Here is a 14496-nt window from a genome sequence, read left to right on the forward strand (position 1 = left end):
GTGAGTGGAGCCACGGGCGCTGCGACGGGCGAAGCGGGAGTCACATCGGACTCCGCGGCGGAACCGTCAACCGAAAAGGAACGCAGCGTCCGTGGCTCCGTCGCGTCCGACGGCACCCGGGACGAGGGCGCCCACGAGGGGGGAACCGTGACCAACAGCCGACAGCCGCAACCCCAGCCCCAGCCGCAACCCCAGTCGCAGAGCCGGGGCGGCGGCCAGGGACAGCCGCAGGGCGGCGCTCAGCAGCCGTACCAGCCGCCCCAGGCGTACCGGACGGACGGTGGAGAGGCCGGAGCCGGGCAGGCCGTGCGCAAGCCGCGTACGGGCGCCAGCACGGCCCCGCGGACGCGTAAGGCCCGGCTCCGGGTGGCGCGTACCGACCCCTGGTCGGTGATGAAGGTGAGCTTCCTGCTGTCCATCGCGCTGGGCATCTGCACGGTGGTGGCGGTGGCGGTCCTGTGGATGGTGATGGACGCGATGGGCGTCTTCTCCACCGTCGGCAAGACGATCAGCGAGGCGACCGGCTCCGCCGAGGGCGGTGGCTTCGACCTGCAGTCGTTCCTCTCGCTGCCGCGGGTGCTGCTGTTCACCTCGGTCATCGCGGTGATCGACGTGGTGCTGGCGACCGCGCTGGCCACCCTCGGCTCCTTCATCTACAACCTGTCGGCGGGCTTCGTGGGCGGCGTGGAGCTGACGCTCGCGGAGGACGAGTGAGCGCTCCTGGTGGGGCGTGGCGTCGGGCGTTCCCAAGGCTTCGGGAACCGATTTTGGGAACGCCTCTGAAGTGCGCTAATCTTTCGGTGCAGCGAACGAGCGGCTATAGCTCAGACGGTTAGAGCGCTTCCCTGATAAGGAAGAGGCCCCAGGTTCAAGTCCTGGTAGCCGCACCGCACACACGGCCCGGCCGGAGATTTCTCCGGCCGGGCCGCTGCTTTTGCCGGCCGGTGCCGGCCCGCCGGGGGGCGGGAACGGACGTCGGGCGCGATTCGTTGTGAAGGGGCGGGAGTTGGGGCCCCGCGGTGCCTGTGGACGGGGTGTTGCCGAGTGCGGGCTAGATAACCGATCGGTATCGACCGGTGTGTATCATCGGCCGACATAGGGTCCCTCACGTCAACGAAAGACGAGGTCGCGCGGTGAAGAAGCTTCTCCTGGTCGCACTGGCCGCCATCGGCGGGCTCCTCGTGTACCGCCAGATCCAGGCGGATCGCGCCGAGCAGGATCTGTGGACGGAGGCGACCGACTCCGTGCCCGCAGGTTCGGGTGTGTGAGACCACACGCACAGCACAGTTCGTATGGACCCCGGTTGCCCAAGGGCGACCGGGGTTTCGTACGTGTCGGGGGCGGGCAGAGGGCCCCTGAGTTTGCTATCGCACATTGATTGGTTGCAGCGGCAAAGTCGCTGGCCGTGAAGTCGATGTCCGGGCTGTGACCGGCAGACGCGAGGGGGACGAGGGCATGGCACGACCACCACGCAGGGGGGCGGTGGCGCTGGAGGTGGGGGTACCCCCTGATCGAACGAAGTTGAGGGCTTGGGGGCGGGCGCTGCTGGCCCTGGCCACGGCGGTGCTGCCGGCCGCGCTGGCGCTGCCGGCCGGGGCGGCCCCGCGGGCGACACCGTCCGCCGAGGGCGGCGGGCTGGTGATGGTCCTCGACTCCTCCGGCTCGATGGCCGGCAGCGACGGGGCCGGTGGCACCCGCATCGCCGCCGCCCGCAAGGCGGTCGGCACCGTCGTCGACGCCCTGCCCGAGGGCTACCCCACCGGGCTGCGGGTCTACGGCGCGGACAAGCCCAAGGGCTGTGACGACACCCGGCTCGCGCGGCCCGTCGCCCCGCTGGACCGGGCCGGCCTCAAACAGGCCGTCGCGGGCGCGACCCCCAAGGGCGACACCCCCATCGGGCTCTCCCTGGCCAAGGCCGCCCAGGACCTCCCCAAGCCGGTCGCCGGCGCGATCGGCAGGCGCACCATCGTGCTGATCTCCGATGGCGAGGACACCTGCCGGACCCCACAGCCCTGCCAGGTCGCCTCCCAACTCGCCGCGTCCGGCGTCGATCTGCACATCGACGTCGTCGGATTCCAGGTGGCCGGCACGGCCCGCAGTCAGCTGGAGTGCATCGCCAAGTCCGGCAACGGCCAGTACTACGACGCTCCTGACGCCCAGTCGCTTACCCGTCAGGTGCAGCGCGCGGGTCAACTCTCCGCGGCCGGCTACCAGTTCCAGGGCACCCGGGTCCACGGGGCGGATGACCAGAAGGGCGCGTCGGTCGTCGGCCCCGGGCAGTACCTCGACAGCATCGGTCCCAACGAGAAGCGGTACTACGCCGTCGACCTGGACGCGGCCTCGGTGGCCGACTTCTCCGCCACGGTGGTGCCGCCGTCCGGCTCGGCGATCGGCTCCCTCGACACCCTGCGCACCCAGATCGCGTACGACGCGGGCGGCAGCTGCCAATCCTCCACCGCGATGTTCGGTCAGCGGGAGGGTGCCACGCCGTTGACCTCGGCTGTCAGCCGCGTCCCGTCGCAGAGCGGCACCGGGACCTGCGACAAGGCGGGCCGGTACTGGCTGGTCGTCGAGCGCCGCGCGGACACCGGATCGGACGCCGCGGCCTGGCCGGTGGAGCTGATGTTTCACGTGGAACATCCGCTGGCGAAGGGCACCACCCCCGCGCAGTCGGCCCCGGAGTACGGCGCCGGCGGCAAGGGCGCCACGCTGCCCACCACGCCGCCCAAGGACGTCACCGGTGGCACCGGCTTCAACGACGCCCGGTCGCTGGGCCCGGGCGTCTGGCGGGATCGGATCCTGCCCGCGCAGACGCTCTGGTACAAGGTGCCGGTCAGCTGGGGCCAACAGCTGCGCTACGACGTGGAGTTCGCCAACGAACCGCGGTCCGGCCAGAGCTCCCACACCTCGTTCGGCGGCACCCAGGTCTATACGCCGTTCCGGGCTCCGGTCGGCAGCGGGACCGGGGTCTTCACGCCGCAGGTGCCGTACAACGGGCGGCCGGCCTCGCTGAGCATGGGGACGGTGCCGGTTTCCTGGACCAACCGCTACGAGACGCACCCCAACGTCATCCCCGTCCACGCCAAGGGCGACTTCTACATCGCGGTCACGCTCGGGGCCAGGACGGCCCAGATCGCGAAGAACCCGCAGATCGGCGTGGTGCTGAGGGTCGCCGTCCTGGGGCAGGCGAAGGCCGGACCGGAGGCCGGTGCGGCGGCCATCAAGGGCGAGGCGATCGACGACGGTTCGGGTCCGGTGGCCACCGGCACGGCGGGCGGCGGCTGGCCCGCGATCCGGGTCGCCGGGGTCTCCGTCGGCGGGTTGGGCGTCCTGCTGCTGGCCGGCCTCGGCCTGTCGTACGTCTGGGCCCGTCGGAAGCCGGGAACGGGCGCTGCGGGTGGCGGGCGAGGCACGCGATGACGCACCACACGGCGGGGCGCCGGGGGCTGGCCGCTCTGGCGGCGCTGGCGGCGCTGGCGGCGCTGGCGCTCGCGACGGGAGCGTCGGCCGCGGCCGACGGCGTACCGGGCTACCGGATGGCCTCCGGCGGCACCCCCGTCAAGGGCGCCGCCAGCACGGCGGACGCCCCGCGGCTCGACCGCGGGCAGCACCCGGACACCATCCGGCGCGGCGAGACCAAGCACTACGCCGTCGCCCTCGACGGCACCAGTAACGCCTACTTCTCGGCGGTCGCCGCGCCCCGTCCGGGCACCAAGGTCGAGGACTACACCGACCGACTGACCGTCAAGATCGAGGACAGCAGCGGCACCACCTGCGGCCCGGAGGGGACCGCGCAGTTCCACAGCGGCGGCACCGCCTACCCGGTCGCCGACTACGCCGCCCGCCTGATCGGCCCGGACGTCCCGAGCTGCCAGCACGCCGGCCCCTACTACGTGGTGGTCAGCCGCGAAGGCCCGGCGACCTCCGGCCCCGAGCCCTGGCCCGTCGAGATCGGCCACCTCACCGAACCCGCGCTCAAGGGCAAGCCCCCGTCCCCGCCGGCCGCCGGCAGCTGGAGCTCCGCCACGCCCGCACCGCCCACGGACGCCACCACCCATCAGGCCCTGGGCGGCACCGGCTTCAACGACGCAGCCACGGTCCGCAAGGGTGTCTGGAAGGACCACCTCGCCCCCGGCGAGACCCGCTTCTACCGCGTCCCGGTGGACTGGGGCCAGCGGCTGAACCTCAGCGCGGAACTCCCCAACTCCACCGCCCCCTCCACCCCGTTCGTCCCCAGCGCCCTCGGCCTCGCCGTCTACAACCCGGCGCGCGGCGTGGTCAGCGCGGGCAGCTTCGTTCCGTACGAGGGGAAACCGGCCGCCGCCAAGGCGTTCACCGCGCCGGTGGCCCACGGCAACCGCTCGGCACCGGACCGCGCGGTCGCGGGGATGCGCTTCGCGGGCTGGTACTACGTGGCGGTCACCCTCAGCTCGCGCACCGCGGTGGCCTTCCCGCAGGGCGCCGTCCTCACCCTCCGGGTGGACGTCCGCGGCACCCCGCAGGCCGGCCCCGGCTACGTGTCACCGGCCGGCGACTTCGGCCTCACACCCGGCGACGACGCCGTGGGGCGGCCCGCGCAGGGGGCGGGCGGCCCCCTGACGGTGGTGGCGTACGTCGGGATCGGCGCCGGGGTGGTGCTGCTGGCCGGGCTGGGCGCCTGGACGGTGCTGGCACGCCGGGGCGCCGCCCGACCGGTTCCGGTGCTGCCCATGGACCAGCAGACGACCCAGGCGTCGCCCCGCCGGTCCGCACCGCCGCTGGACGGCTAGCCGGCCGGCGCGACGGCCGGGCGCCCGCCGCTCAGGCGGCGAACAGCGCCCACACCCCGACCGCGATGCACAGCAGCGCCACGATCAGGATCGGGACCGCGACCTTCGGGGGCGGTCCCGGTTTCCGTACCGGGGCGGCCGGGGGAGGCGCCACTGGCACCCGGACGCCCCCGGTCGGGGGTTGCCCCGGCAGCGGCGGCTGCCCGGCGGTGTACGGGCGGGTCGTGGACGCCTCCGGGTGCGCCGCGGCGGTCGGCTCGTACCGCGGCATCGGCGCCGGGACCGGAGCCGGCGGCGGGGTCCGGGGCGGGGTGGTCGGCGGTGCCGGGACGGTGCCGCGCGGCGGGGTGCCCGGGGGCGGCGCGGTGGTCGGCGGGGCCGGGGGCGGCGGGGTGCTCGGCTGCGGCGGGACGGGCAGTTCCGGCGGCGCGAGGTGGAAGCTGCCGGTGTCCGAGAGGGAGGCCGGGCCGGCGGCCGGGCGCCCGCCGCTGTCGGTGGGCTCCGTGGACCCCGCGGTGGCCACGGTGGTGCTCCCGGTGGTGCCGCCGCCCGGTGCGCTGCGCAGCGGCCCGTCCGGGGCGAACCCGGCCGGCAGCGGCCCGATGTGGTCGAAGACCTCGATGACCTCGTCCTCGATGGTCGCCTCCGGCAGCAGCTCGGCTGCCGCCAGCAGCGCCTTCCGCGCCCCCGTCGCGGTCTTGAACCGGGCCTCCGGATCGGGGTGCAGCAGCGACGCCAGCACCTGCCACAGCGGCTCCGGCACGTCCTCGGGCGCGTTCGGTATGCCGTGCTCCGCGAACCGCCGGACCAGCGCCTCGGTGTCCGGCTTGGCGCCGGTGATCAGGCTGAGCGCGACCAGTCCGGCCGCGAACAGGTCCGCGGGGAAGTCCGGCTCGGCGCCCAGCATCTGCTCCGGCGCGAAGTAACCCGGCGTCCCCACCACGTAGTTGGTCTCGGTCAGCCGCGGCTCGCCCTTGCGCATGGCGATGCCGAAGTCGGACAGCCGCAGGTGTGGGCGGCCGGTGCCGGTGGCCTCCAGCAGGATGTTCGCCGGTTTGATGTCCCGGTGCACCACGCCCTCGGCGTGCACGGCGGTCAGCCCGGCCAGCAGCTGGTCCATCAGCGTGCACACCATCCGCGGCGGCAACGGGCCGTAGTCTCCGGTCAGATGGGCCAACGAGCCGCCGTGCACCAGGTCCATGGTGAACAGCACCTTGTCGTCGTCCGCGGCCCAACTCGCCGGGGCCAGCACATGCGGATGATCGATCCGCAGCGCCTGCTCCCGCACGAAGCGCAGCAGGGTGTGCGCGTCGCTCTGTTGCAGCACTTTGGCCGCCACGTAACGGCGGCGCCGGTGGTCCCAAGCGCGCCAGACAGCGCCCACCCCGCCCCGACCGATCGGGTCGACGAGCTCGTACCGACCGGCGAAGATCTCACCCATTGCGCCCCGTCCGCTTCTGGATCACGACTCCCTACGGCCAACTCCCCGGCGGCCGCCCGCGATGTCAGCTCTGGTGCGCCTCGTAGTGGGCGACCGCGTCGGCGGTACGGCCGGCACCGTAGACCCGGAGGAGCTCTGCCAGCTCGGGGTGGGTGGCAGCGAGGCTGTTCGCCGCGTCGATGATCTCGCCGGCGTCGGAGACCGACCGCAGCAGCGACTGGATCTCCCGCACCACCCGGCGCACCGTGGTGGCGCCCGTCGACGACGTGGTCTGGGTGGTGTTGTTCAGCACCGAGCCGCCCGCCGTCTTCTTGATCTCTTCCATCCGGTCGGTGGCCTCGGCGGCGCTGACGCTGCCGTCCGCGACCTGACCGGCCAGCTCTTGCAGCGCCTGCACCCGCTGCACCACGGCCGGGTTGCCTATCTTCGCGCGCTGCCCGCTCATCAGCTGGGACAGCATCGGGGCGGACAGCCCGAGCACCGCGGCCAGTCGGGCCTGGTTCAGCCCGAGATCGTCGATGAGCCGGCGGAACAGCGCGCCCAGAGGTTCCCCGTACCAACTGCGCTGGAGCTCCCGGGCCCGCGCGGTGGCTTCCTGCTGTGCTGCATCCATGCCGTCTCCCCTGTATCCCCGATCGCGCTTCGCTGCCGCGAATCTCGCGAAGCATCCTACGGAGAGCAACGGTGCGCGGCGATACCCGGTCGGGAAAGCACCCCGACACCGGGTACCCTGTTCGGCGAAGGGGCCTTAGCTCAGTTGGTAGAGCGCTGTCTTTGCATGGCAGATGTCAGGGGTTCGACTCCCCTAGGCTCCACCCCCAAACCCCTCCGACCTGCGAGAACGCGGGCGGAGGGGTTTTTGTGTGCCGCTGCGGCGGGTCGGTGCGAGGCGTCGCGGGCCGGGGCCGCGCGGCGGCTGCCCTCACCGGCGGGCCGTGGCGCCCGAGCGGAAGATCAGTAGGACCGCGGCGAGCCCGGCGACGACGAGCACCCCGCCCGCGTCCGGTAGCCCGCCCACGGTGCCCAGGACCGCGACCCCCAGCGCCGAGCCCGCCTGCCGGATCCCGTTGAGGGCGCCCTGTGCGGTGGCGGCCAGTTCGGTCGGTGCGGCGACGGCCATCTCGGCGGCGGCACCGGGGATGGAGAGGGTGCCCGCGGCGGCCAGCGCCAGCTCGGTGACCAGGAGCAGGGGGAGCGGGGGCCGGCAGCCGGCGAGCAGCAGCAGCGCCCCGGCCAGCGCGGTGGCGGTCATCCCGGTCAGCAGCACCGGCCGGGCGCCGTGCCGGGCCACCAGTCGCCCGGTGAAGAACGGCATCACGCACACCGGGAAGGTGAGGGGGAGGGAGGCCAGCCCGGCGGCGAACGGCGAGAGCGCGTAGGTGCGCTGTAGCCACAGGGCGAGCAGGTACATCCCGCCGAAGTAGGCGAAGCAGGACACCGCGGCGGCCAGCATGGCGGCCCGTACCCGGGGCAGTGCCAGCAGCGCCGGCGGCAGTACGGGCGCCGGAACCCGGCGTTCCACGACGGTCAGCGCGGCGAAAGCGAGCACCGCCGCCGCGATCGGCACCCAGGCGGTCGGCGCGGACCAGCCTTCGATGCCGGCCTCGACCAGACCGAAGGTGAGCGCGCCGAGCGCGCCGGTGGACAGCAGTAGCCCGGCTCGGTCCAGGGCGCGCCCGGTCGCGCCGGCGGCCGGTGCGGGGGGCGTCGGGAGCCGGCGGGCGAGCAGCAGCGCGGCCAGCGCGATCGGCGGGTTCACCAGGAACACCAGCCGCCAGCCGCCGAGTTCGACGAGTCCGCCGCCCAGTACGGGCCCGGCCGCCGCGCCCAGTCCGCTCAGCGCCGCCCAGGCGCCGATCGCGCGGGTGCGCCGCGCGGGATCCGGGTAGAGCGCGATGAGCAGCGCCAGCGAGGCCGGCACCAGCCCGGCGCCGGCCGCCCCCAGCAGCGCCCGCCCGGCGATCAGCGAACCGGCGCCGGGCGCCACGGCGCAGAGCGCGGACAGGCCCGCGAAGCCGACCAGCGCCCCGACGTACATCCGGCGCGCGCCCCAGCGGTCGGCGAACACGCCCGCGGCGAGCAGCAGCCCGGCGAAGACGACGGTGTAGGCGTCGACCGTCCAGGGCAGCGCGGTGGCGGCCGGGTGCAGCGAACCCCGCAGGTCGGGGAGGGCGACGTTGAGGATCGTGGTGTCGAGGAGGACGAGCAGGTTGCCGGTGGCGATGCCGGCGAACGCGAGCCGGGACCGGACGGGTGCCGGTGCGGTGGCGCCGGTGGCCGGCGCGCGGGTGTCGGTGGTCATGGCAGCACGGTGGCCCGGAGGCGGGCCGGCCGGCGACGCCGCACTTCCGATATCCCCATCGGAAAGTTCGATGGCCGGTGGCATCCTTACGAGGTGGACTCACGCTACCTCCGCGCCTTCGTCGCCGTCGCCGACCACGGCGGAATCTCCGCCGCCGCCCAAGAGTTGGGCTATGCCCAGTCCAGTGTGAGTGCCCAACTCAAGCGCCTAGAAGCGGAGTTGGACGCCACGGTCCTGGTGCGCGCCGGCAGCGGCGCCACGCTCACCGACGCCGGCCGCCGGCTGCTGCCGCACGCCCGCGAGGCGCTGGAACTGGAAGGGCGGATGCGCCGGGCCGCCCGCGGCGAACGCCCCCGGCTGCGGATCGGCGCCCAGGAGTCGCTGGCGCACGCCTGGATGCCGGAGGTGCTGGCGGCCCTGGAGTACGGCGCGGCCGGGCCCGGTACGAGCGCCGAGGTGGAGCTGACGGTGGGCAGCCGCAGCCGGGTGCACCGGGCCTTCGTCGCGGGCGAATTGGACGTGGTGTTCCAGTACGACAACGGGCAGCTGGCGGTCGGCCCGCACGCCGTCGTCGGCCACGACCGCACGGTGCTGGTGGCCGGCCCCGCCCATCCGCTGGCCCAGCAGAAGCGGGTGCTGCCGGAGCAGCTGCTGGACTGCGCGTTCCTGGTCGCCGAACCGGGCTGCACCTCCGAGATGCTGGTCGACTGCCTGGGCCGGGACCTGCTGGCCGGGGCGCAGCTGGCGACGGTCACCGGCTCGCTGTCCGCGCTGCTCCGGCTGACCGCCCACGGCCGGGGCATCTCGCTGTTGCCGGCGCTGGCGGTCGCCCGGGAGCTGGAGCAGAGCGAGCTGGTCACCCTCCGGCTCCTCGAACCGCTCCGCCCGGTCAACATCATCGCCCAGTGGCACCCGCGCCTCGGCGTCGCCGAACGGCCCCTGCGCGCCCTCCTGGACCTGGCCCGACGGGCCGATCCGCTGGCCGCGGAGGGGAGCCGGTCCGCGGCGTCCTGACCGGCCCGCCGTCGTTCCGGGCCAGTGCGCCACCGTGGCCGGCGCGCCACCGGGCCGCGCCCTGGTGCGGGGCGCGGCCCGGTGGCGGTGCGGCCGGGGATCAGGCGGTGGAGTCGCCACCCCGTCGCTTGTCGGAGTCGGTCTCGGCCTGCTTGGCCTGGACGTCGGGGTCGAGCGGGGTGCCCTGGCTGCCGTCGACGGCGCTCAGGTGGCCGCGGTCGCCGACCTCGGTGGGCGCCGGCGGCTCGACCAGCCAGTCCGGGTTGGCCTGCTTGTCCCACCACTTCCAGGCGGCGACCGCGCCGGCCACCACGATGCCCAGCAGCGCCAGCCGCTTGGCGGCCTTGCCGCAGGCCGCCCGGCGGCACTGCTTCTTCTGGAGCTTCTCGATCTCCGCGGCCGTCACCTGCCCGCGGAGTGCGGCCAGCGCGGCGGCGCCCCGGGCCAGCGCCTCCTCACGTACCGGCTCGGCCGCCGCCCGGGCGTTGACCACGGCGTTCTCCAGCCGCGGGGTGGTGTAGTCGGCGGCCTGGCGGGCTGCCTGGCGGGTGCGGAGGGCGGCCCGGGTCGCCACCGCGTCCACCTTGGGCGGCAGGGCGCCGCGGGCGTGCTCGATCCGCGGGTACAGATGGGTGTCGTACTGGGTCCGGGCCTGATGGGCCGCCTCGGCAACCTTGGGAGCCAGCCGGGTGCGGGCCTCGTGCGAGTAGTGGACAGCGGCCTCCTTGGCCGTACCGGCATAGGGAGCCACCACCTCCGCTGCGTGCCGCACGCCGTCCTTGGCCGTATGGGTCGCGGCGCGCACGCTGTCCTTGCGGGTCACGGGGATCCTCCTCCTCGGTGGGGTCCGGGTCTGGGGGCTGCTCCCCCGCCTCTGCTGTGTCGCCTGTCCACCCGATTGACGAGCATGCCCGCTCCCTGTCCGCACGGCACGTGCGAGCGGGCATCCGGGTCATCGGGGGCCTTTCGGGATCTTGTGAAGACAATGCCACGCGATGCCGCACCATGCGCGAGAAATCAGTGCGAAACCCATCAAGAGGTGGCGGCCCGGCGTCCGGCAGGTGGTTCATGACAGGATCGGGGACCGTCAGTGAAGACTTATGGAAGGTAGATCGTGGCTGAGCAGCTCTACGCCACCCTGAAGACGAACCAGGGCGACATCGAACTCCGGCTTCTGCCGAACCACGCCCCCAAGACGGTCAAGAACTTCGTCGAGCTCGCCAACGGCGAGCGGGAGTGGATCGACCCGAACACCGGTCAGAAGACCACCGCCCGTCTCTACGACGGCACCGTCTTCCACCGCGTGATCAGTGGCTTCATGCTGCAGGGCGGTGACCCGCTGGGCAACGGCACCGGCGGCCCCGGCTACAAGTTCGCCGACGAGTTCCACCCCGACCTGGCGTTCAACAAGCCGTACCTGCTGGCGATGGCCAACGCCGGCCCGGGCACCAACGGCTCGCAGTTCTTCATCACCGTGTCCCCGACGGCCTGGCTGACGGGCAAGCACACCATCTTCGGTGAGGTCACCAACGAGGCCAGCAAGAAGGTCGTGGACACCATCGCCGAGACCCAGACCAACCCGCGTACCGACCGTCCGGTGCAGGACGTCGTCATCGAGTCGGTGGTCATCGAGACCCGCTGACCCGGGTCTGGTGCCCCGGTCCGATCCGGGGAACCATCGCGCCCCGTCCGGTCGTAGATGATGGAGACGGGGCGCGCAGCTCGTTGTGGGGCGGTGGCCGGGCGACGGGTGGGCGGGGCGCGCAGCTCGTTGTGGGGCGGTCGCCGCGGTGGGTGCCCGCGCCCCCGGCCAGAACGAGGACTTAGGGGACCGATGGACCAGCCAGGCAGCCCGCAGGAGCCGCAGCAGGCGCACGGCCACGACGGCCTGCCCGGTTGCCACCGTCACCCGGACCGGCCGACCGGTATCCGCTGCACCCGTTGCGACCGGCCGATCTGCCCGGAGTGCATGATCAGCGCCTCGGTCGGCTTCCAGTGCCCGGACTGCGTGCGCAACGGCGGCGGCAGCGGCCCGGCGCCGCAGGCCAGTGCGCCGCGCACGATAGCGGGCGGCATGCTCACCGCCGACCCGCGGCTGATCACCAAGATCCTGCTGGGCCTCAACATCGCCGTCTTCATCGCGGTGTCCGTGACCCATGGCGACCTGGTCAATCGGCTCGACATGATCGGGCTGGCCGTCGACCCGAGCCGCTACCAACTGGTCGGGGTCGCCCACGGCGAGTGGTACCGCCTGCTGACCGCGGTCTTCCTGCACCAGCAGATCGCGCACATCGGCTTCAACATGCTCTCGTTGTGGTGGCTGGGCCCGCCGCTGGAGGCGGCGCTCGGCCGGCTCCGCTTCACCGCGCTCTACCTGCTCGCCGGCCTGGGCGGCAGTGCCCTGTCCTACTTCCTGGTCGCGCAGAACCAGCCGTCGCTGGGGGCGTCCGGCGCGATCTTCGGGCTGCTGGGCGCCACGGCGGTGCTGATGCGCCGGCTGCGGTACGACATGAAGCCGGTGCTGATCCTGCTCGCCCTGAACCTGGCCTTCACGTTCCTGTGGCCGAACATCGCCTGGCAGGCGCACGTCGGCGGGCTGATCGTGGGCGCCGCGGTGGCGTTCGGGATGGTGCACGCACCGCGGGACCGCCGGACGCTGGTGCACGTCGGGACGTGCGTGCTGGCCCTGCTCGTGATCGTCGCGGTGGTGTGGGTACGGACCGTTCAGCTGGTGGGCTGAGGCTCCGCGGGGACACGTTGTCCACAGTCCGTGAAGGATCTTGTGCATGCTGTGCAGAAGTTGACTTCCGCACCCCGCCGAACGGCGTTTCCGCAGGAAGGAACGGGGGCGGAGGCCGACGTCGGGAGGTGCCGCCGGTCACACCGGCGTCAACCTCCCGAGGGTTATCCACAGATCTTCTGAAGTTTTCCCCGACTGTGGATAACTGTGTGGATGGCCTTGGGTAGGGCTTGCACTATCCCCAGGGCAGAGCCCGCGCTACTTCCACTGCGTGGAGACGCCGAACCCCACCGCGATGAAGCCGAAGCCGCACACGATGTTCCAGTTGCCCATCGCCTTGATCGGCAGATCACCCTCGGAGACGTAGAACAGCACGATCCACGCAAGCCCGATGACGAACATCGCCAGCATCAGCGGCGCGACCCAACCCCGGCCTGAATTCATCTTCAGGCTGGTGGTCTTCGCCGGCGGCGGCGTGAAGTCGTCCTTCTTGCGGATCCGTGACTTCGGCACGAGGAACTCTCCTGTCGATGTGCTGCTCCCCCACTCTCCACGGTGAGTGGGCGGTTCCCCTCCGCGTGGAGCGGTTCGGGAGCCAGGGTACGGACACGAGGGGAACGGATTTCCTTCCCGGGCGTCCGTTAGCGTAGTGCTTCCGCGGCGTCGTAAGGAGTAAGGGTACGTTGAGCACTTCCGCCGGCTCCCCCGGGCGCCCTCTCCGAGCCCGATTGCGGCCCGTTCGGCTCCTCACCCTCCTCGTGTTCGCCCTCGCCGGCCTGATGTTCTGGCTGAGCTTCGACACCGCCCGCGGCACCAACCTCCGCTCGGACGACTCGATGCTGCGGCTGTCCGACCTCATCCAGGAACGCAGCCACAAGAACGGCACCCAGGACGAGCGCAGCGCCAGCCTCCGCGCGGAGGTCGACGCCCTCGCCCGCCGTGACACCGCCCCCTCCGCCACGGCGGAGGCCGCGCTCCAGGCCCTGGAGAAGAACGCCGGCACCAAGCCGGTGTCCGGCCAGGGCGTGACGGTCACGCTCACCGACGCCCCACCGAACGCCACCGCCAAGATCCCCGGCATCCCCGAGCCCCAGCCCAACGACCTGGTCATCCATCAGCAGGACCTCCAGGCCGTGGTGAACGCCCTCTGGCACGGCGGCGCCAAGGGCATCAAGGTCATGGACCAGCGGCTGATCTCCACCAGCGCGGTCCGCTGCGTCGGCAACACCCTGATCCTCCAGGGCCAGGTCTACTCCCCGCCCTACAAGATCACCGCGGTCGGCGACCAGGACGCCCTCAACCGCGCGCTGACCGCGTCCCCCGCCATCCAGAACTACCTCCAGTACGTCAACGCCTACGGTCTCGGCTGGAAAGTCGACCAGCACGAGGCGGTGACTCTTCCCGGCTACTCCGGCACAGTGGATCTCCACTACGCACAGCCTGTGAAGCCGTAGCCCGCACCCCGCGGGCCGGCAGGGAGGGGCGGTCGGATGACGGCGCGGTGGATCGTACGGACGGCCAGCGAAATCTGCCTCACCGTCGGCGCACTGATCGTTCTCTTCGTCGTCTACCTCCTCTACTGGACCGGCGTCCGGGCGGACAGCGCGATGGACGGCGAGATCGGCAGGCTCCAGGACCAGTGGTCCACCGGCCCGGTCGCCGCCGCCGGCACCCCCGCCCCCGCACCCACCGCCCCGCCCCGCCGCTATCCACCGGGCCGGTCCTTCGCCGTGATGTACATCCCCCGCTTCGGGCCGGACTGGGCCAAGCCCGTCCTGGAAGGCACCGGGACCGACGTCCTCCAGCGCGGCTTGGGCCACTACGACCACACCGCCCGCCTCGGGGCGACCGGCAACTTCGCCGTGGCCGGCCACCGCCGCACCTACGGCGACCCGTTCAAGGACTTCCCCCAACTGCGCCCGGGGGACGCCGTGGTCCTCACCGACGGCACCACGTGGTTCACCTACCGCATCGACAACCGCCCCTACACGACGCTGCCCACCGACATCGGCGTGATCGACCCGGTACCGCGGAAGTCCGGCTTCACCGGCCCCGGCCGCTACCTCACCCTGACCACCTGCGAACCGGAGTGGGGCCACAGCCACCGACTGATCGCCTGGGCACACCTCGATTCCACCCAACCCGTCACACAGGGAAGGCCGTCGGCTTTGCCCGGCTGACCCACCTGCGCACAGCCTCTCCGCTTACTCTGGTGTCGCAATCGACATCG

Annotated in this window: 14 protein-coding genes and 2 tRNA genes; 11 read left to right on the plus strand and 5 right to left on the minus strand. The window is 72.7% G+C overall.

Annotated elements, in window-relative coordinates; all coding sequences use genetic code 11:
- The 5 genes from ACO0M4_RS19065 (at position 1) to ACO0M4_RS19085 (ending at position 4769) form a co-directional block, all read left to right on the plus strand.
- Positions 1-714 (plus strand): DUF3566 domain-containing protein, encoded by a 714-nt coding sequence (locus ACO0M4_RS19065; RefSeq protein ID WP_430371892.1) that lies wholly within the window; start codon positions 1-3, stop codon positions 712-714.
- 99 nt (positions 715-813) lie between these two features.
- Positions 814-887, plus strand: a tRNA-Ile gene (locus tag ACO0M4_RS19070).
- Between the two features lie 246 nt (positions 888-1133).
- Positions 1134-1268, plus strand: a complete 135-nt coding sequence (locus ACO0M4_RS19075) for a DLW-39 family protein (RefSeq protein WP_003958712.1) — start codon at positions 1134-1136, stop codon at positions 1266-1268.
- Positions 1269-1455: 187 nt separating this feature from the next.
- Positions 1456-3420: a vWA domain-containing protein gene (locus tag ACO0M4_RS19080; protein WP_430371895.1), complete on the plus strand. Its 1965-nt coding sequence runs from the start codon at positions 1456-1458 to the stop codon at positions 3418-3420.
- Entirely contained in the window at positions 3417-4769 is a 1353-nt protein-coding gene (locus tag ACO0M4_RS19085) for a hypothetical protein (RefSeq protein ID WP_430371896.1), read from the plus strand. Before ACO0M4_RS19080 ends, ACO0M4_RS19085 begins: the two co-directional genes overlap by 4 nt.
- Positions 4770-4800: 31 nt before the next feature.
- On the opposite strand, the gene ACO0M4_RS19090 is transcribed toward ACO0M4_RS19085, so the two are convergent.
- Positions 4801-6210, minus strand: coding sequence for a serine/threonine-protein kinase (locus ACO0M4_RS19090; protein ID WP_430371897.1), 1410 nt, complete (start codon positions 6208-6210; stop codon positions 4801-4803).
- A 64-nt stretch (positions 6211-6274) separates the two neighbouring features.
- On the minus strand, positions 6275-6823 hold the full coding sequence (locus ACO0M4_RS19095) for a helix-turn-helix domain-containing protein (protein ID WP_430371899.1): 549 nt from the start codon (positions 6821-6823) through the stop codon (positions 6275-6277).
- Positions 6824-6952: 129 nt separating this feature from the next.
- On the opposite strand from ACO0M4_RS19095, the gene ACO0M4_RS19100 reads away from it, so the two are divergent.
- Positions 6953-7025: transfer RNA gene (locus tag ACO0M4_RS19100), tRNA-Ala, on the plus strand.
- Positions 7026-7132: 107 nt separating this feature from the next.
- Here the strand turns inward: ACO0M4_RS19100 and ACO0M4_RS19105 are convergent.
- Complete coding sequence (locus tag ACO0M4_RS19105) at positions 7133-8512, minus strand: MFS transporter (protein ID WP_430371900.1); 1380 nt, start codon at positions 8510-8512, stop codon at positions 7133-7135.
- Between the two features lie 93 nt (positions 8513-8605).
- Here ACO0M4_RS19105 and ACO0M4_RS19110 point away from each other — a divergent pair, with 93 nt between their 5' ends.
- Positions 8606-9526, plus strand: a complete 921-nt coding sequence (locus ACO0M4_RS19110; RefSeq protein ID WP_430371901.1) for a LysR family transcriptional regulator — start codon at positions 8606-8608, stop codon at positions 9524-9526.
- Between the two features lie 100 nt (positions 9527-9626).
- Here the strand turns inward: ACO0M4_RS19110 and ACO0M4_RS19115 are convergent, their stop codons facing one another.
- A complete protein-coding gene (locus tag ACO0M4_RS19115; RefSeq protein ID WP_430371903.1) occupies positions 9627-10349 on the minus strand; it encodes a DUF5324 family protein in 723 nt (240 codons plus the stop codon).
- A gap of 291 nt (positions 10350-10640) precedes the next feature.
- On the opposite strand from ACO0M4_RS19115, the gene ACO0M4_RS19120 reads away from it, so the two are divergent.
- Both ACO0M4_RS19120 and ACO0M4_RS19125 read left to right on the plus strand, forming a co-directional pair.
- Positions 10641-11168: a peptidylprolyl isomerase gene (locus ACO0M4_RS19120; RefSeq protein ID WP_430371904.1), complete on the plus strand. Its 528-nt coding sequence runs from the start codon at positions 10641-10643 to the stop codon at positions 11166-11168.
- 192 nt (positions 11169-11360) lie between these two features.
- Positions 11361-12266, plus strand: coding sequence for a rhomboid family intramembrane serine protease (locus ACO0M4_RS19125; protein ID WP_430371906.1), 906 nt, complete (start codon positions 11361-11363; stop codon positions 12264-12266).
- Positions 12267-12524: 258 nt separating this feature from the next.
- Here the strand turns inward: ACO0M4_RS19125 and crgA are convergent, their stop codons facing one another.
- Complete coding sequence (crgA, locus tag ACO0M4_RS19130) at positions 12525-12779, minus strand: cell division protein CrgA (protein ID WP_039634763.1); 255 nt, start codon at positions 12777-12779, stop codon at positions 12525-12527.
- 170 nt (positions 12780-12949) lie between these two features.
- Between crgA and ACO0M4_RS19135 the strand changes: the two genes are divergently transcribed.
- Complete coding sequence (locus ACO0M4_RS19135) at positions 12950-13720, plus strand: DUF881 domain-containing protein (RefSeq protein WP_430371908.1); 771 nt, start codon at positions 12950-12952, stop codon at positions 13718-13720.
- Positions 13721-13756: 36 nt separating this feature from the next.
- Positions 13757-14446 carry a class E sortase gene (locus tag ACO0M4_RS19140; RefSeq protein WP_430371910.1) on the plus strand — a complete coding sequence of 230 codons (690 nt, stop codon included), beginning with the start codon at positions 13757-13759 and terminating at the stop codon, positions 14444-14446.
- The last annotated feature ends 50 nt before the right edge of the window (positions 14447-14496 follow it).

It is taken from the genome of Streptomyces sp. RGM 3693 (genome assembly GCF_050471125.1).
GTDB lineage: Bacteria > Actinomycetota > Actinomycetes > Streptomycetales > Streptomycetaceae > Streptomyces.

What these genes read in the sequence shown, in the direction of transcription:
- ACO0M4_RS19080 (WP_430371895.1), top strand. Translation starts at nt 1,456, where the DNA reads ATGGCACGACCACCACGCAGGGGGGCGGTGGCGCTGGAGGTGGGGGTA.
- ACO0M4_RS19085 (WP_430371896.1), top strand. Translation starts at nt 3,417, where the DNA reads ATGACGCACCACACGGCGGGGCGCCGGGGGCTGGCCGCTCTGGCGGCG.
- ACO0M4_RS19090 (WP_430371897.1), bottom strand. Translation starts at nt 6,210, where the DNA reads ATGGGTGAGATCTTCGCCGGTCGGTACGAGCTCGTCGACCCGATCGGT.
- ACO0M4_RS19095 (WP_430371899.1), bottom strand. Translation starts at nt 6,823, where the DNA reads ATGGATGCAGCACAGCAGGAAGCCACCGCGCGGGCCCGGGAGCTCCAG.
- ACO0M4_RS19105 (WP_430371900.1), bottom strand. Translation starts at nt 8,512, where the DNA reads ATGACCACCGACACCCGCGCGCCGGCCACCGGCGCCACCGCACCGGCA.
- ACO0M4_RS19125 (WP_430371906.1), top strand. Translation starts at nt 11,361, where the DNA reads ATGGACCAGCCAGGCAGCCCGCAGGAGCCGCAGCAGGCGCACGGCCAC.
- ACO0M4_RS19140 (WP_430371910.1), top strand. Translation starts at nt 13,757, where the DNA reads ATGACGGCGCGGTGGATCGTACGGACGGCCAGCGAAATCTGCCTCACC.